The sequence below is a fragment of the Crossiella sp. CA-258035 genome (genome assembly GCF_030064675.1).
Taxonomy (GTDB): domain Bacteria; phylum Actinomycetota; class Actinomycetes; order Mycobacteriales; family Pseudonocardiaceae; genus Crossiella.
The window spans coordinates 5,055,040-5,071,854 of sequence record NZ_CP116413.1 but is presented as its reverse complement, the minus strand read 5'-3'; the positions used below and the strand labels follow the sequence as shown (position 1 = coordinate 5,071,854).

Genomic DNA, 16,815 nt, shown 5'->3' with positions numbered 1-16,815 from the left:
CTCCTCTCAGTTCCGGTACTTCTTGGCTACCTTGTCCGCCAGCCCTTGCGCGGCCCGCAACGCCTCGTCCACCGACTCGCGCCCGGCGATGGCGGAGCTGATCTCCTGGGAGACCTGGGTGCCCAGGTTGGTGAACTCCGGGATGCCGACGAACTGGATGCCGTAGGCCGGGCGCGGCTGCACACCGGGGTTGCGCGGGTCGGCGGTGGCGATGGCCTCTCGGGTGGCGCCGGCGTAGGAACCGCCCAGCTTCAGGTACTCCGGCCGCTGGTAGGTCGAGGCCCGCTTGCCGTCGGGGACCTTGGACCAGCCCAGCTGCTGCCCGGCCACGGTCTCGTAGTCCTTGCCGCTGGCCCAGGACAGGAACTTCCAGGCCGCCTGCTGCTTGTTCGAGGCCTGCTGCACGGCGAAGGCCCAGGTGTAGAGCCAGCCGGAGCTCTTGGTCCGCACCACCGGGGCCTGGGCGAAACCGAGCTTGCCGCGCACCGGGGAGTCCTGCGCCTCCAGCAGACCGGCCGCGGAGGTGGCGTCGTACCACATGGCGACCTTGCCCTGGGTCATGTTGTTCAGGCACTCGGCGAAACCCGCTTGCGGCGCACCGGCTTCACCGTGGTTGCGGACCAGGTCCACGTAGAACTTGGTGGCCTCGGTGAACTCCGGGGAGTCCAGCTTGGCCTGCCAGTCCTGGGTGAACCAGGTGCCGCCGAAGGTGTTCACCACGGTGGTCAGCGGCGCCATCAGCTGGCCCCAACCGGGCTGGCCGCGCAGGCAGATGCCCTTCATGCCGGGCTCCGCACCGTCCACTGTGGACGCGATCTCGGCGACCTGTTGCCAGGTCGGCCGATCCGGCATGGTGAGGTTCTTCGCGGCCAGGATGTCCTTGCGGTACATCAGGAAGGAGGACTCGCCGTAGAAGGGCTGGGCGTAGACCTTGCCGTCGGCCGCGGTCAGCGACTGCCGGATCGGCTCCAGCACGTCCTGCTGGTCGAAGCCGGGGTCGGCGGCGATGAAGCCGTCGAGGGGAGCCAGCCACTTGTTCTTGGCGTAGATCGGCACCTCGTAGTTGGACAGGGTGGCGATGTCGTACTGCCCGGCCTGGCTGGTGAAGTCCTGGCTGATCTTGTCGCGGACGTCGTTCTCCGGCAGCACGGTGAAGTTCACCTTCACACCGGTGCGCTTGCTGAAGTGCTCGGCGGTCAGCCGCTGGATGTCCAGCATCTGCGGGTTGTTCACCATCAGCACGTTGATCGAGTTCGGGTCGTCAGGGTCGCCGATGCCGCCCGCGCCCGCGCAGCCGGCGGCCAGCAACGTCGAGCACACCGCGAGCGCCGCGAGCCTGCGTCGGGTAGGAGACCTCATCGTCCTTCCTTCCCAGCCAACCCCGTGTTGGCCGATCTGGCACGGCGTGTTGGCCGTTGTCGTACGTGGTCTTGGCCGTTGTGGGTGGGAAGCCGTCAGCAACGGCCAACTCCCCGTACGACAACGGCCAACACGACGTACGGGAACGGCCAACACGGCGGTGGGATTAGACCCGGATGACCTTGGGGCCGAGCAGGGCGTAGCGGTGGGCCTCGGTGGGGGAGAGGGTGGTGTCGGTGATGATCGCCTCGAAGTCCGAGACGGTGGCGAAGCGGCTGAAGCTGGCCACGCCGAACTTGGTGTGCACTCCGACGAAGACCTTCCGCCGGGAGGACTGGATGGCTTGGGCCTTGACCGCGCTGACCACCGGGTCCGGGGTGGTGAGGCCGTGTTCGCGGGAGATGCCGTTCGCGCCGATGTAGGCCAGGTCGATGACCAGCTCGCTCAGCATCCGGATCGCCCAGTGGTCCACGGTGGCCTTGGTGCGGCCGCGGACCCGCCCGCCGAGCAGCAGCACGGTGCAGCTGGGCTGCTCCGACATCGCCGCCGCGGTGGGCAGCGAGGCGGTGACCACGGTCAGCGGCCGGGAGGTGGGCAGGTTCTCGGCGATGAGGTGCGGGGTGAAGCCCTCGTCGATGAACACCGTCTCGGCCTCGTCCAGCCGCTCCGCCGCGGCCCTGGCGATGCGCTGCTTCTCCGGGACCATGGACGCGGCCCGGAAGGCCAGCCCGGTCTCGAACCCGGCGCTCTCCACCGGCAGCGCGCCGCCGTGCGTGCGGCGCAGCAGCCCGTGCTCGCCGAGGGTCTTGAGGTCGCGGCGCACCGTCTCCGGCGCGACCCCGAACTCCACCGCCATGGCCATCACGTCGACCTTGCCGTCGGCTCGCGCCCTGGCCAGGATGCGCCGCTTGCGGTCTTCCGCCTGCATCCAGACCTCCTTGTCCGTTCGGGCTTCGAACCTGGGCTCAACCTTGCCCGTTCGGGCTGCGCATAGGTTTAACACCGCCGAAACGGTGTGGCCAGCACCACAACCCAGCCGGTCATTGCCCGTTCGGTGTCCGTTTTACCGCCGGACTACCAGCGGTTTTCCCAGGTAATCGATCTACCCGGTCGGCCTCGGTGTCCGTTTGGTGTGATCCACGCGCCCGGATCGCGGTCCGCACCCGGTCAGCAGTCACTCGGAAGGGTGGCTTTCCGGCGCCGGTCCTGACCGACCGTGCACACCACGCCGAGCACCAGCGGCAGCGAGAGCGCCGCGACCAGGACCATCCCGCCGTCGTGCCCGCCGCCCAGGAGTCCCTGCACCATCGGGCCCACCGCCGCCGAGGCCGCCGCGGCGGCCGACAACGCGCCCGCCGCCGTGGTCGGCGAGTCGGTCGCGGCCGCGCCCAACGCGGTGACCAGCGGGTACAGCGGAGCGATGCCGAGCCCGGCGACCGCGGTGGCCACGGTCAGACCGGGCACGTCCGGCCCGTAGAGCACGATGCCGCCGGTGCCCGCGGTGGCCAGCACGGCGGCGCCGATCAGCAGCGGGCCGGTGCCCAGCCAGTCGACCAGGCGCACCGAGGCCAGCCTGCCCACCGCGACACTGACCCAGAACGCCGAGGTCACCGCGGTGGCGGCCCCGGGGCCGGCGCCCGCGACGAGCACCGCGTTCTGGTAGGACCAGTCGGCCAGCCCGGCGTTCATCATGTTGACCGCGGACACCGCCACCATCGGCGCGGCCAGCACGCCGAGCCCGATCGGCAGCCGCGGGGCCGCTGCCCGGGTGAGTCCGGAAACGGGCGCGGCCCGGTGCGCGAACAGGCGGCTGCCCAGCACGGCCATGGTGCCCGCGGCCAGCGCGTAGGCCGCGCCCCAGTGCCCGGTGAGACGGCAGAGGTAGACCAGCAGTGGCCCGGCGATCGAGCCGAGGCTGTACCAGAAGTGCAGCGCGGCCACGTGCCGCGGCGCCTGCTCGCCCATCCTGGCCACCACCTCGGCGTTGCACACCACGTGCAGTCCGCCCTGGCCGAGGCCCCACAGCACCGAGGCGATCACCGCCACCGGCAGTCCGGCCGGCAGCAGCAACATCAGCAGGCCGGCGGAGTAGCAGAGGAACCCGGCGAGGCCGAGCAGCGCGGTGGACAGGCGGGCGCCGAGCCAGGCGCAGCTGACCGAGGCCAGGAACTGGCCGAGCTGGCGGCCGGAGCGGATCGAGCCCGCCATCGGCAGGGTGATGGCCAGCGTCTGCGCCAGGTCGCCGAGGGTGGGGCCGAGCAGCGCGCTGCCGAAGCCGAGCACACCGAAGACACCACAGCTGAGCCAGAACCACTGACGTATCGGCCGGGGACTGGCCGCCACCTGGTGGTTCACCGGAACGGGTGAGAGCATCCGGTCTTTGTGGCAGACGTTGTGCGTCCGGTCGAGTTGTTGCATCGGCGGAATGAAACCAAGGGCGGAAAAGGACTGCTTCATCGAGCAAGCGGTTACCTATGTACGCCTGTTTCCGCAGGCAGACGGGTTGTCCGATGGTCGGATGGATGATCATGAGTTAGAGCCGGACATCCGGGAACTTGAATTTCACCCGCTGGGGGCGGGTTTCAATTTAGACTTGGTCCAGACAGGTGTGTGCAAGCCAACGGGGTGTCGGTTCGACGATCGCGGTCCCTCGATGGGAGGCTGTTCCGCGTCCTGGGTAGACGGGCAGTGATGAGGATGGACTCGAGCCGGTGAATGCGAAGAAGCTGATCGTGGTGTTGGCGGTCGTTCTGGTGATCTACCTGATCATGAACGACCCACAGGGTGCCGCCGGCGGTGTGCACGGCATCCTGGGCATGCTCCGCAACGCCGCGGAGTCGGTGATCACCTTCGTGCAGCGGTTGTTCGCCTAGCCGAACAACAGCAGCGCGAGGCCGAGTGCGGCGACGATGTTGACCACCGTCGCCGCACCGAAAACACCCACCGGACGCCACCCGGCCGCCCGCAGCGCCCCGGCCCGGAACTCCAGGCCGATGCTGACGAAGGCCAGGATCAGGAACCAGGTCCGCAGGTCGTTGGCCACCCCCAGCGCCGCCTTGCTCTCCGCCGCGGGCACCAGTCCGATGTAGACGGTGGTGAGCACCGAGGCGGCCAGGAAGCCGAGCACGAACTTCGGGAACCGCTGCCACAGCCCGCGCGCCACCGAGTGGTCGGTGGTGCCGCTGCGCTCCACCTTGAGCGTGAAGTAGGCGGTCAGCGCCACCGCGACCACGCCGAGCAGCGCGTTCTGGGTGACCTTGACGATGGTGGCGATCTCCAGCGCCTTCTCCCCGGTGAGCGTGCCCGCCGCGGTCACCGCCGCGGTGGTGTCGATGTTGCCGCCGATCCACGCGCCCGCCACCTCGTCGGGCAGGCCGAGCGCGGCCGCGGCCCAGGGCAGCACGAAGATCGACGGCAGCGCGAAGACGATCACCAGGCTGGCGCTGTAGGCGAGCTGTTCCTTCTTGGCCTGCACCGCGCCCGCGGCCGCGATGGCCGCGCTGACCCCGCAGATGGCCACCGCCGAGGACAGCAGCGCGCGCAGCTTGTCCTCCAGCCCGAGCCGCCCGCCCAGCCACCAGCTGAAGCCGAAGACGATGGTGATCAGCAGCAGCGACTGCACGATCGCCGGTCCGGCCGCGCGCACGATCACCGCCAGGTTGATCGAGGCGCCGAGCAGCACCAGTCCGGTCTTGATGAAGAACTCGGTCCGGAAGCCCCCGGCCAGCCGATCCCGCAACCCGGTCCCGGTGAGCACCAGGTTGCCCAGCAGCCCCAACAGGATCGCGTACACCGGGAACTCCACCGAGGCCCCGATCCCGGCCAGCGCGGTGCCCTTGGTCAGCTCGGGCACCGCGGCGGAGAGGTAGTGGGCCAGCGCGGCGAGCGCGAGCACCACGAGCACGCCGAGCCCGGCCCAGGCGAGCGCGGGGGAGCGGCGGGGAGTGGTCGTGGTGGCCATCACGGCACCAGCCCCGGCGGGAGGACACCGGTGAGGGCGAGGGCGAGCAGCGCGAGGCCGACGAGGACAGCCAGCCAGTCCTCGCTCAGCCGCCGGGCGGGCCGGGAGTCGGTCATGGCAGGCGACGCTAACCGCGATCGTCCGCACCGGGCAGGGGCGCGGTTTCCGTCCCAGCACCCGGGACGATTCCGCTGCCGACCGGCACCCGGACTGGGCCGAACGAGTGAAGACCCTGGTGTCCTAGGGATGCCGGTTGTCGCGCATCGGCCGGTAGTCGTGCTCGCCCGGCGCGCGCCACACGTAGTCCTGGTGCTTCACCGGCGTGGCCCCGAAGTCGTAGGCCCGGTAGCGGCCGGCGGCGTAGTCCAGCCAGCGCTCGAACAGCCGCACGTGCTTGCCGTCGGCGACCAGGATGTCCCCGGCGCGCAACTGCGAGAGCTGGATCGGGTGGGCCACGTCAGCCAGGTCCGGGCTGTCGCCCGGCCGCGGGGTGGCGTAGCTGAACTCCAGCCCCCAGGTCATGGACACAAAACCGGAGCAGTCGGTGCGGTGGAACGGCTGCCGGCACCCACCCAGCGGCCCGCTCCAGTCGATCGCGCGGTACCCGGATCCCGTGTGGTAGCAACGTTCCTGCGAGTACTCCAGGTTCACCCGGTACCAGCTCTCCGCCCGAGCCAGCACCCGGTCGCCGAACGCGCTCGCCCGGTCCGCGGCCACCCCCGACCCGTCCCCGGCCACCCCCAGCGACAACCCCGCGACCAGCACCACCACGGCCGCGAACCGCATCCCCCTGCTCCGCCCCATGCCGCCATCCTCACACGGCGCGGTCCGGGGGCTGGGGCGCGGGTGGTCCGGGCGCGACGAGCTCGACCTCGAAGCCGTCCGCGTTCTGCCGCTCGGGTCCAACTGATCCGGAGCCTGGGTAGCGGCGGTCTCGCCCTAGCTCAGCCGGCGCAGCACGAACTCGTCGCTGCGCCCACCCCCGAGCAGTACGTCCAGCCGCCCGGCCAGCGCGTACGGCCCGCAGTGCGTAGCGGCCAACGTGGTCGGCGCCTTGTCCGCCCACGGTGTGGACGCGGTCACCACCGCGCTCCGCCAGCTGTCGGTGGACCGCAGCTCCACCACCCGGTTGGCCGCGGTGTTGTCCACCGCCAGCATCCGGTTCCCCGGCCGCACCAGCAACCCGTCCGGCTTCCCGATCGGCGCGTCCACGCTCACCAGCTGGAACTTTTCCGGCCCCCACAAAGGAATCCGCACCAGCGATCCCTTGGCCGACAGCGCCCCGACCAGGCCGTGCGGGGTGTGGACGATCCCGTTCAGCCCCCAACCGCTACCGACCGCCCCGGCCAACCCCGGATCCCGCACCAGCACATCCGCCCGCCCGTCCGTGGTGACCCGGTACACCGCCCCGGCCAGCGAGTCGGTGACATAGGCCGTGCCATCCGGTCCGAGTGCGACATCATTGGCGAAGTTCTGCGTGTCGGGGATGAGCGCCCCGAGGTCGAGGTAGTGCAGCGCCCGCCCGGTGCGCAGGTCGTAGATTCCCAGCCCCGCCAACTGGTTCCTGGTCTCCGGACTGGTCCGGTCACCACGACCGAGGTCGGCGTTGGTGACCAGCACCCGGCCCCGGCGGTGGTCCACGGCCAGCCCCATGGTGGTGACCAGGCGAGGGTCGTCGACCAGGGTGACCGCCCGATGGTCAGGACCGACCACCGAGACGGTGCCATGGGTGACCGAGCCGATCAGGAACCGCCCGCGCACCGCGTCATAGGCCACGCCCTCGGGATGGATCGAGGGACCGCTGCCCTGGATGACGGATGGGCAGTGAGCGGGGGCGGCTCCGGCGGGCGCGACCAGCCCCGCGGTGAGCGCCACGGTCAGCACGACGGCACGCAGCACGGCGGATCCCTTCCTCGGCAACGGGTCCCGGCCAGGCTGCCAGGTGAGCGGCAGGCGGTGCACCCGCCTCATGACGGGAGCCAGGCACCGGCCTGCGCGTCCTTGGTGACTCAGGGCATTGACGCCATTCGGTCTATCGCCGGTGCTCAGGGGACCTGCCATAGTCGCGTCGCGGTCTCGGCCGCGCGTCTGGGGGGCGTAGCCACGTTCGGTCATCTTGGGATCACGTGTGCTTGATGAGGGGGAGCTGGTTTGTGGTTCGGCCTCGAGCGCTGCCTCATGGATCTGGCTGCAGGAGGGTTGCGTGGGTTCGAAGGCCGCTGTTCTGGGATTTGCCCAGGGCGTCCCCCGGAACTGGTTGTGGCCGAATGCCGGCCTTGACCAGCGACGGTCTGGTGCTCTTGCTGAGCGGATGCTGGGAACTTCGGCACGGGCGGCTGGTGCGCTGGCGCTGGACCTCGCGGTCTGGCCTGATCCGGGTGTTGTGTGCGCGGGTTCGTTGCCAGGTCTGGATATCGTCTGCTCTCGGGCGCTGACCACGCCGCGGCCCAGTCGGTTGACGGACGACGTTGTGGGACTCGCTGACGGACGGAGTGCGTATGCCGCGTTCATGCACAGCGCGGAGGACTGGGCGGCCTTCGCGGTGTGGGCTGGGGGCGGCCTTGTCCGCTCGATGAGCATCAGTCCCGGGGATGGCGTGTTGGAGGACGAGGGCGATCGCTTGCCCTGTGAAGGCGCCTTTTGGGAGGGCGATCATCCGGTGCGGCATGCTCCGGAGTACCCGCTCCCGTTCCATCCGCTGGAGCTGGGAAACGCGGTCCTGCGGGAGTGCTTCGGATTTGTTCTGGAAGGGCACGAGGGGCCTGACTGTTTTGATCCTGAGGATGCGGAACTGCTGGCGTTCACTGCGGACAAGGTGTGAGAGGGGGATCGGTTGGGATGACAAGGCCTGAGATGTCTTTTAGTGCCAAGGCAGAGCATGGTTGCCTCATTGTTCGGGAGATGAGCGGCATGGACGATGTGTCGGACTGGGAACCAGCCGAAGCGAACTGGTACAAGGTGGGAAGCTCGATCATTTTCGCGGTTCTGCACGGGTCGGAAGGCTGGCTGGACTGCGAGGTTTGGCGGGGAGAGCCGACGAGTCCCTTGCCTCTTCAGATGTTTGATGAGGAACTGTTGTTGGACACCGGTTGGCTTGCCGTTCATGACCCGAACGAAAATGTGCAGATGAAGCTTCGTTGCAGGGCTGGCCGGATAAGAATCAAAGCACTGGTCGATGATCTGGACTTTGCGTCGAAGGTGCAGTTGTGCATGGCTTTCCCGACTGATTAGATGAAGGTCTGCCCAACGCCCGGAGAACCCCTGGACTGAGTGGGTGTCATGGAGTATCGACAACTTTTTGCTGACCTCAGGAAAAGGCCCGACAGCTATGGGTTGAACGGCTCTTTCAGGGAAGCCGTGGCCTTCATTGGCGGTTGCGACGCTGGGAACTCGTGGGGTCTGCTCATCGGATTCCGCGAATGGCTTGCTCTTAAGGCGGACGCTGAAGCCAACCTCACATGGTCTGCCCTGGTTCTGAGGATGGCGGTGGGGTCAACTGGGCTACGGACGGAACTTTCCGCTGCTGACGAGTTGAGAGCTCTCGACGTGCTGTTCGAGGAGCTTGACTTGTTTCTGGCGGCTAGGAACGGTCCGCACCGCGCGCCCCTCATCATCGCCAAGTACTTGAAGGAGCGAGGCTGCCTGTGAGTGATGTCGCGAAGCGAGCCGAGTTCGCGCGATGGAACTGGAAGGTGAAAAAGGCCAGGGATGCACTCTTCGCCACCTTCGAGATGCACGGGCGCCAACTGCGGGGTGAATGGTGCGACTACGCGGAGTCACATCGGCTCTCCACGGAAGTCGCCAGTATCGGTTCGTCTCCCGGGCGAGTCATCCAGCGTTGGGTCGTCAAGGAGAGACTCGGCGAGATCCTACGATCGTGTGATCTGTCGGAATTGCGCGAAGAACGGCTTGTTGCTTCCGTCCTGGATGGGCCGGATGCGGCATGGATCGCGATCCCCCTGGAGGTTTTTCAATTCGAGCTGATTCCCTCGGCGGTGGAATGGATGACTGACGGGTTCGTCCTGTTCGCGTCCGACAGGGCGTCACTGCTCAGTGTCGATGTCGAAGAGGTAGCTGGAGCTTCCCGCATCGAGACCACCGTGATAGGTGAGGGGATTGAGCCCATAGGTGCGCACTTGCTGGCGCATGGGCCGGAGCCGCTTCCGATATTGAACTGAGTCTCCCGGGAGCAGCCGCGCTGATGTGCCGGAGGGGCCGTGGCGGCGGCCCGCCGGCGAGCCTCAGGCCGCGTCGTCGCCCGCGGTCTCCCTCGGGTCGCAGCCCTGGTCCAGCAGGGAGGCCACCGGCAACGTCGCCGCTCCCACCGCGACCGCGTCCGGGCCGAGCTGGCCCACCTCGATCGTGGTCTGGCCGTAGGGGTGGCGTAGCGCATGGGCGGCGGTGGCCTCGCGGATCGCGGGTAGCAGCGTGGCGCCCAGGGACAGACCTGCCCAGCCGCCCAGGACTATGCGTTCGGGGTTGAACAGGTTGACCAGGTTGGCGATGCCCGCGCCCAGGTAGCCGGCGGTTTCCTCCAGGACCTTGGCGGCGGTGCGGGAGCGTTCGGCGGCGGCCAGCAGGGCGGCCAGGCTGCTCTGCTCGTCGGTGCCGGGGACGGCTCGGCCGCCGCGGGCTTTGCGGTAGCGCTCCAGGATGGCTTCCGCGCCGACGTAGGCTTCCAGGCAACCCCTTGCGCCGCAACGGCATTCCTGGCCGTTGTAGACGATGGTGGTGTGGCCCCACTCGCCGGCGCTGCTGGTGGAGCCGCGGTAGGTGGCGCCGTCGGTGATGACCGCGGCGCCTACGCCGGAGCCGAGGAGGGCTACCACCGCGTGGCGGGCGCCTCGGCCGGCGCCGAACCACAGTTCGGCCTGGCCCTGGGTCTTGGCGCCGTTGTCGATGAACAGGGGAAGCTCGACGCCCTTGGCGCGCAACAGGTTTTCCAGTTCCACGCCGTCCCAGCCGATGGTCTGGGCGTGTACGCGGACGGTGCTGCCCTGCTCCACCGTGCCGGGCACGCCGATGCCGACGCCGAGCACCGTGCCCGCGCTCACCCCGGCGGTGGCCATCACCTCGCGCAGGCCGGAGGCCACCTGGGTGACCACCGCGGCCGGGCGGGGGCGGGAGCTGGGTAGTGGGTGGTCCACCGCGGCCAGGCGGGTCATGCCCAGGTCGAACAGTTCGACCTTCACGCCGGTCTCGCCGACGTCGATGCCGACCACGTGGGCGTACTCCGGGTCCACCCGGAGCAGCACCCTGGGCCGTCCGCCGTCGGACTCGACCAGGCCCGCCTCGACGATGAGCCGCTCCTCGGCCAGCTCCCCGGTGACGTTGCTGACCGTGGCCGCACTCAGGCCGGTCTGCTGGCTGAGCTCCTGGCGGCTGAGCGGGCCGTCGAAGAACAGCTTGGACAGCAGCATGGACCGGTTGCTGCGGCGCAGGTCCCGCACCGTGGACCGTCGTGCCGTCATGGTGGTTTCCTCCCCCCTTGAAACAAGTATGTGAACAACCTCGGCACCAGTGTGGGCCAAACGGGGATCTTCCGCGCCCAGCCACGCCGTCGTGCTTACTTCATGGCTTAAATTTAGCCGAGATACGTTATGTTCTCGTTATTGACGTGGCCGGGTGCGGCCGGTTGACTGCCTCGCACAAGCTGACCGAGAGAGCGCTTCCAAGGGTCTCCCGGGACACAGCGAGCCGCCATCGACGTCGAAGGAGGATCCATGCGAGTCAAGCGCATCGCGGCCTTGACCCTCGCGGGAATCCTTGCCGCGGCCCTGGCCGCCTGCGGCAGCGGGAACAGCAGCACCGGGGGCAACGCCGGCGCGGTGCTCAACATCGGCGCGCCCAACGGGCCGCAGCCGGAGAACCACAACCCGTTCCTGGAGACCTCGGCCGCCGGCTCGCTCGGCTACCGGTGGATGATCTACGAGCCGCTGGTCATGCGGAACAAGGCCCGCCCCACCGACCCCGGCAGGGCCTGGCTGGCCAGCAAGTGGGACTGGGCGGACAACTACACCAAGCTCACCATCACCGTGCGCGACAACGTCAAGTTCTCCGACGGCAAGCCGATGACCGCGCAGGACGTGGCCTTCAGCCTCGGCCTGCTGAAGAAGCACCCGGCGTTCAACCTGCACGCCATCCCCTACGGCGAGATCACCCCCAGCGGCAACACGGTGACGGTGACCTTCCCCAGGTCCCAGTTCACCAACCAGCTGATGATCCTGGAAGCCGCGGTGGTGCCCAAGCACATCTGGGAGCAGGTCAAGGACCCGGCCCAGGAGCTGAACAAGAACCCGGTCGGCACCGGCCCGTACACGCTGAAGTCCTTCACCCAGCAGACCGTCACGCTCACCGCGCGGGAGAGCTACTGGCAGGAGCTGCCGAAGGTCAAGGAGCTCCGCTACACCTCCTACAACGACAACAACGCGCAGACCACCGCGCTGGCCGCCGGCGCCTCGGAGTGGGCCTTCGTGTTCATCCCGAACTACAAGGCGGTCTACACCAGCAAGAACCCGCAGCACCACAAGCTGTGGTTCCCCGCATCCCTTGGCGTGCACGGCCTGTGGTTCAACACCGAGAAGGCGCCCTTCGACAACGCGGCGCTGCGCAAGGCGATCAACCTGGTGATCAACCGCGAGGACATCTTCATCCAGGCCGAGGCCGGGTACTTCTACCCCAAGATCGACAACGTCACCGGCATCCCGACGCCGGGCGGTGAGGCCTTCATCGCGCCGGAGTACCGGGGCAAGACGCTGACCCCCAACGTGGACGAGGCCAAGCGGATGCTCACCGCGGCAGGGTTCCGCTACGAGGGCAGCGCGCTCATCGACCCGGCGGGCAAGCCGGTCAAGCTCACCATGTCGGTGCCCTCGGGCTGGTCGGACTACGTGACCACGCTGGAGATCATCAAGGACAACGTCTCCGGCATCGGCATCACCGCCACCGTGGACAAGACCAACCAGGACGCCTGGACCGAGGCGGTGGAGGCGGGCAACTTCGAGGCGGTCCTGCACTGGACCGAGGACGGCCCGACCCCGTACCAGGCCTACCGGTACATGATGGACGGCGAGCTGTACAAGCCGCTGGGCACCGGGCAGACCATCGGCAACTACGGCCGCTTCCGCAACGAGCAGGCCACCGCCGCGCTGCGCCAGTACGCCAACGCCACCGACGACGCCGGTCGCACCACCGCGCTGCACGACCTGCAGCGCATCATGATCGAGCAGCAGCCGGTCGCGGTCACCGGCGCGGCCAACGTGGGTGGCATGTACAGCACCAGGAACTGGGTCGGCTGGCCCGATGACAGCAACCCCTACGCGCCGGCTCAGCCGAGCCTGCGCACCTCACTGGATGTCGTGCTCCACCTCAAACCCGCCTCCTGAGCGGCGCCTGGGAAGGACAGGAGGACTCACGGGTATGAGTGAGGGCACGATTGCCTCGGCTTCCGGCACTACGGCGGTGGTGCTGGAAGCCGAGGACCTGACCAAGCACTTCCCGGTCCGCAAGGGGGCCAGGGAAGTGTTCTCCCGCACGGCGCGGACCGTGCACGCGGTGGAGGAGGTCACCCTGCGCCTGCGGCGTGGCCGGGTCACCGCGCTGGTGGGGGAGTCCGGTTCGGGCAAGTCCACCGTGGCCAGGCTGCTGGCCCAGCTGTACCCGCGCACCGGCGGCGAGATCCGGCTGCACGGCGAGCCGGTGACCGTGCGCGGCGGCCGGAAGTTCCGCGCCTACAGCAGAAAAGTGCAGCTGATCTTCCAGGACCCGTTCGCCTCGCTGAACCCGGTGCACACCGTGCGCTACCACCTCGGCCGGGCACTGAAGATCCACGGCAACGGCGGCGCGAACCGGGCCGAGCTGGAGGCCGCGCTGCACGAGCTGCTCACCAGGGTCTCGCTCACCCCGCCGGAACGCTACCTGGACAAGTTCCCGCACGAGCTCTCCGGCGGCCAGCGCCAGCGGGTGGCCATCGCCCGCGCGCTGGGCGCGGACCCGGACGCGCTGCTGGCCGACGAGCCGGTGTCCATGTTGGACGTCTCCATCCGCCTTGGCGTGCTGAACCTGTTGCGGGACCTCAAGGAACGACTGCGGCTGGCCATCCTCTACATCACCCACGACATCGCCTCGGCCCGCTACTTCGCCGATGAGACGCTGGTGATGTACGCGGGCCGGATCGTGGAGGGTGGCGACAGCGAGACGGTGACCCAGCGGCCCGCGCACCCCTACACCCGACTGCTCATCGACTCCGCGCCCGACCCGGACCGCAGCGCGCACGAGACCGCCGTGCCGGACAAAGTGAACTCCCTGGCGAAGGCGGGCAGCGAACCGCCGAGCCTGATCAACCCGCCCTCGGGCTGCCGGTTCCATCCGCGCTGCCCGCAGGCCATGGCCCGCTGCGCCAGTGAGGTCCCGCCGCGCCTCGACATCGGCGACGCCGACGGGCACTGGGCGGCCTGCTGGCTGTACGCGGCAGGCGATCCGGCCGAGGAGCCGCTCACGTGAGGCATGTGCTGCAACGCCTGGCGTTCTACCTGTTCACCGCGTGGGCCGCGGTGACCATCAACTTCTTCATCCCCCGGCTGATCCCCGGCGACCCGGTCACCTCGCTGCTGTCCCGGCAGCAGGGCGCGATGAGCGCGGAGAACATCCAGTCGCTCTATGTCCTTTTTGGACTCGACGGCGACCAGAGCCTGGTGGCGCAGTACCTGGACTACTGCGCTCAGCTGCTGCGCGGCGACCTCGGCCTGTCCTTCACCTTCTTCCCGGCGCCGGTCTCCGACGTGCTGGCGCAGAGCCTGCCGTGGACGGTGGTCCTGGTCGGCGTCACCACCGTCGCCAGCTTCCTGATCGGCACCGGACTGGGCGTGCTGGCCGGGTGGCGGCGCGGGTCCTGGGTGGACCTGGTGCTGCCGGTGACCACCTTCCTGTCCTCGGTGCCCTACTTCTGGCTCGGCCTGATCGCGATCACCCTGTTCGCCGGGATCGACGGCGCCTTCCCGGCTTCCGGCGGGTTCGAGGCGGGACTGGTGCCGGGCTGGGACCTGGACTTCGTCGGCAGCGCGCTCTACCACAGCGTCCTGCCCGCGGTGACGATCATCATTTCCTCGATGAGCGGCTGGATCCTCAGCATGCGCAACATGATGGTCACCGTGGCCGCCGAGGACTACGTCACCGTGGCGCACGCCAAGGGCCTGTCGGAGAGCCGGGTCGCGCTCAGCTACGCCGCGCGCAACGCGGTGCTGCCCAACGTCTCCGGCCTCGCGCTCTCCCTCGGCTTCATCGTCGGCGGCACGCTGCTGGTGGAGATCGTCTTCTCCTATCCCGGCGTCGGCTTCCAGCTCTTCCAGGCCGTCGGGGCCAAGGACTACCCGCTGCTGCAAGGCATCTTCCTGGTGATCACGCTGTCCGTGCTGGTCGCCAACCTGCTCGCCGACCTGGCCTACCTGGCCCTTGACCCGCGCACCCGCAAGGAGGGCTGAGCCGTGGCCATGCCCACCACCGACCTGCTGGCCGCCGCGGACCTGCCCCCGGAACAGCCCGCGCTGATCGTCGGCAGGCGTCGCCGGTTCCGCTTCGCGGCCAACGCCAAGGTGGCCACCGGGCTCGCGCTGATCGGCTTCTTCGTGCTGCTGGCGGTGATCGGGCCGTGGATCGCGCCGTATGACCCGTCCCAGCGCAGCTCCGCGCTGCTGGAACCGCCCTCGGCCGCGCACTTCTTCGGCACCACGCACATCGGGCAGGACATCTTCAGCCAGGTCCTGGTCGGCGCGCGCAGCGTGATCCTGGTCGGCTTCCTGGCCGGGGGAGTGGCCGCGGTGCTCGCGGTGCTCATCGGCGTCACCTCCGGCTACCTCTCCGGCGCGGCGGGGGAGAGCCTTTCGGTGGTGTCCAACGTGTTCCTGGTGCTGCCCGCGCTGCCGCTGGTGATCATCGTGACCGCGACCCTGCCGGGCAGCGGCGACCTCACCGTGGCGCTGGTCATCGGGCTCACCTCCTGGGCCTGGGGCGCGCGGGTGCTGCGCGCGCAGACGTTGTCGTTGCGGCGCAGGGACTACGTGGAAGCGGCCAGAGCCACCGGCGAGACCAGCTGGCGGATCATCATCTTCGAGATCATGCCCAACCTGAGCGCGGTGATCGCCTCCAACTTCGTCGGCACGGTGATCTTCGCGGTGATGTCGGAGATCACCCTGGCCTTCATCGGCATCTCCGGCATCTCGGAGTGGAACTGGGGCACCATCCTGTTCTGGGCGCAGAGCCAGCAGGCCCTGGCCCAGGGCGCCTGGTGGTGGTTCGTGCCGGCCGGGCTGGCCATCGCGTTGCTGGGCACCGCGCTCTCGCTGCTCAACTTCGGCATCGACGAGTTCGTCAGCCCCCGGCTGCGCAGCTCCGGCGGACGCCGCACGCGCACCGCCGACGGCCGCGTGGTGCGGATGCGGGTCGGCTTCACCCCCGTGCTCGGGAAGTCCACAAAGGACGGTGCGCGATGAGCAGGCCGGTGCTGGAGATCAAGGACCTCAACGTCGACTACGGTCTCGGCGACAGCGCCGTGCGCGCGGTGCGGGAGGTCAACCTGACCCTGCACCGCGGCGAGGTGCTCGGCCTGGCCGGGGAGAGCGGCAGCGGCAAGTCCACCCTGGCCTACGGCCTCACCCGGCTGCTGCCCCCGCCCGGCGTGGTGCGCGGCGGCCAGGTCATCTACCACGACCCCGGCGGCGAACCGGTGGACATCCTGCGCCTGTCCGTGCCGGAGCTGCGCAGGTTCCGGTGGGCGGAGACCTCGCTGGTGTTCCAGGGCGCGATGAACTCGCTCAACCCGGTGCACAAGGTCTCTGCCCAGCTCACCGACGTGATCAAGGCGCACGACCCCGGCAGCACCGCCCGCTCCCGCCGGGCCCGCGCCAAGGAGCTCCTCGACCTGGTGGGCATCGCGGCCGACCGCCTGGACGCCTACCCGCACCAGCTCTCCGGCGGCATGCGCCAGCGCGTCATGATCGGCATGGCGCTGGCGCTGCACCCGCAGATCGTGATCATGGACGAGCCGACCACCGCGCTGGACGTGGTCACCCAGCGGCAGATCCTGCGCCAGCTCGTCGACCTCCGCGAACGACTCGACTTCTCCGTCCTGTTCATCACGCACGACCTGTCGTTGCTGGTGGAGTTCGCCGACCGGATCGCGGTCATGTACGGCGGACGCATCGTCGAGCAGGCCCCCTCGGCACAGCTGTACCGAGACTCATTGCACCCCTACAGCGACGGCCTGCTGCACTCCTTCCCCGCCCTGCGCGGCCCGCGCCGGGAGCTGTCCGGAATCCCGGGTTCGCCACCGGACCCGAGGGCGCTGCCCAGCGGCTGTGCGTTCCACCCCCGATGTCCGCGGGCCTTCGACCCGTGCGCGCAACGGGTTCCCGTGCTCGGACCGCCTGCCGGCAACGCCGACCGCACCGTGGCGTGCCACCTGCACGCAGGCGACCGAGTTCCGACCTGAGGGAGAAGGA

General features: G+C 69.0%; 17 protein-coding genes. 10 read left to right on the top strand and 7 right to left on the bottom strand.

The features are described 5' to 3' along the window. Positions 1-6: 6 nt before the first annotated feature. From N8J89_RS23245 to N8J89_RS23235, 3 genes are all read right to left on the bottom strand, one after another. Complete coding sequence (locus N8J89_RS23245; protein WP_283659108.1) at positions 7-1,359, bottom strand: ABC transporter substrate-binding protein; 1,353 nt, start codon at positions 1,357-1,359, stop codon at positions 7-9. Positions 1,360-1,525: 166 nt separating this feature from the next. Further along, complete coding sequence (locus tag N8J89_RS23240; protein WP_283659107.1) at positions 1,526-2,287, bottom strand: DeoR/GlpR family DNA-binding transcription regulator; 762 nt, start codon at positions 2,285-2,287, stop codon at positions 1,526-1,528. 239 nt (positions 2,288-2,526) lie between these two features. Continuing rightward, entirely contained in the window at positions 2,527-3,732 is a 1,206-nt protein-coding gene (locus N8J89_RS23235) for an MFS transporter (protein WP_283659106.1), read from the bottom strand. 338 nt (positions 3,733-4,070) lie between these two features. On the opposite strand from N8J89_RS23235, the gene N8J89_RS23230 reads away from it, so the two are divergent. Then, on the top strand, positions 4,071-4,232 hold the full coding sequence (locus N8J89_RS23230; protein WP_283659105.1) for a hypothetical protein: 162 nt from the start codon (positions 4,071-4,073) through the stop codon (positions 4,230-4,232). On the opposite strand, the gene N8J89_RS23225 is transcribed toward N8J89_RS23230, so the two are convergent. The 3 genes from N8J89_RS23225 to N8J89_RS23215 form a co-directional block, all read right to left on the bottom strand. Beyond that, on the bottom strand, positions 4,229-5,320 hold the full coding sequence (locus tag N8J89_RS23225; protein WP_283659104.1) for a YeiH family protein: 1,092 nt from the start codon (positions 5,318-5,320) through the stop codon (positions 4,229-4,231). The two genes, N8J89_RS23230 and N8J89_RS23225, sit on opposite strands and share 4 nt — an antisense overlap. Positions 5,321-5,560: 240 nt before the next feature. After that, positions 5,561-6,124, bottom strand: a complete 564-nt coding sequence (locus tag N8J89_RS23220) for a hypothetical protein (RefSeq protein WP_283659103.1) — start codon at positions 6,122-6,124, stop codon at positions 5,561-5,563. A gap of 135 nt (positions 6,125-6,259) precedes the next feature. After that, entirely contained in the window at positions 6,260-7,219 is a 960-nt protein-coding gene (locus N8J89_RS23215) for a hypothetical protein (protein WP_283659102.1), read from the bottom strand. 304 nt (positions 7,220-7,523) lie between these two features. Here N8J89_RS23215 and N8J89_RS23210 point away from each other — a divergent pair, with 304 nt between their 5' ends. The 4 genes from N8J89_RS23210 to N8J89_RS23195 all read left to right on the top strand — a co-directional run bounded on the left by N8J89_RS23210 (position 7,524) and on the right by N8J89_RS23195 (position 9,498). Continuing rightward, entirely contained in the window at positions 7,524-8,141 is a 618-nt protein-coding gene (locus N8J89_RS23210; RefSeq protein ID WP_283659101.1) for a DUF6928 family protein, read from the top strand. A gap of 80 nt (positions 8,142-8,221) precedes the next feature. Then, complete coding sequence (locus N8J89_RS23205; protein WP_283659100.1) at positions 8,222-8,551, top strand: hypothetical protein; 330 nt, start codon at positions 8,222-8,224, stop codon at positions 8,549-8,551. A 48-nt stretch (positions 8,552-8,599) separates the two neighbouring features. After that, entirely contained in the window at positions 8,600-8,968 is a 369-nt protein-coding gene (locus N8J89_RS23200) for a hypothetical protein (protein ID WP_283659099.1), read from the top strand. Further along, positions 8,965-9,498: a hypothetical protein gene (locus tag N8J89_RS23195; RefSeq protein ID WP_283659098.1), complete on the top strand. Its 534-nt coding sequence runs from the start codon at positions 8,965-8,967 to the stop codon at positions 9,496-9,498. Before N8J89_RS23200 ends, N8J89_RS23195 begins: the two co-directional genes overlap by 4 nt. Before the next feature lie 63 nt (positions 9,499-9,561). Here N8J89_RS23195 and N8J89_RS23190 read toward each other — a convergent pair whose 3' ends face one another. Further along, positions 9,562-10,791 carry an ROK family transcriptional regulator gene (locus tag N8J89_RS23190; RefSeq protein WP_283659097.1) on the bottom strand — a complete coding sequence of 410 codons (1,230 nt, stop codon included), beginning with the start codon at positions 10,789-10,791 and terminating at the stop codon, positions 9,562-9,564. 252 nt (positions 10,792-11,043) lie between these two features. Here N8J89_RS23190 and N8J89_RS23185 point away from each other — a divergent pair, with 252 nt between their 5' ends. The 5 genes from N8J89_RS23185 to N8J89_RS23165 are packed head-to-tail and all read left to right on the top strand — an operon-like array spanning position 11,044 to position 16,805. Then, entirely contained in the window at positions 11,044-12,705 is a 1,662-nt protein-coding gene (locus N8J89_RS23185; RefSeq protein WP_283659096.1) for an ABC transporter substrate-binding protein, read from the top strand. Positions 12,706-12,739: 34 nt separating this feature from the next. Then, positions 12,740-13,822, top strand: coding sequence for an ABC transporter ATP-binding protein (locus N8J89_RS23180; protein WP_283659095.1), 1,083 nt, complete (start codon positions 12,740-12,742; stop codon positions 13,820-13,822). Continuing rightward, positions 13,819-14,799 carry an ABC transporter permease gene (locus N8J89_RS23175; RefSeq protein WP_283659094.1) on the top strand — a complete coding sequence of 327 codons (981 nt, stop codon included), beginning with the start codon at positions 13,819-13,821 and terminating at the stop codon, positions 14,797-14,799. Before N8J89_RS23180 ends, N8J89_RS23175 begins: the two co-directional genes overlap by 4 nt. Positions 14,800-14,808: 9 nt before the next feature. Next, positions 14,809-15,807, top strand: coding sequence for an ABC transporter permease (locus N8J89_RS23170; RefSeq protein WP_283666231.1), 999 nt, complete (start codon positions 14,809-14,811; stop codon positions 15,805-15,807). Continuing rightward, complete coding sequence (locus tag N8J89_RS23165) at positions 15,804-16,805, top strand: ABC transporter ATP-binding protein (RefSeq protein ID WP_283659093.1); 1,002 nt, start codon at positions 15,804-15,806, stop codon at positions 16,803-16,805. The genes N8J89_RS23170 and N8J89_RS23165 overlap by 4 nt, the downstream gene beginning before the upstream one ends. Positions 16,806-16,815 lie beyond the last annotated feature (10 nt).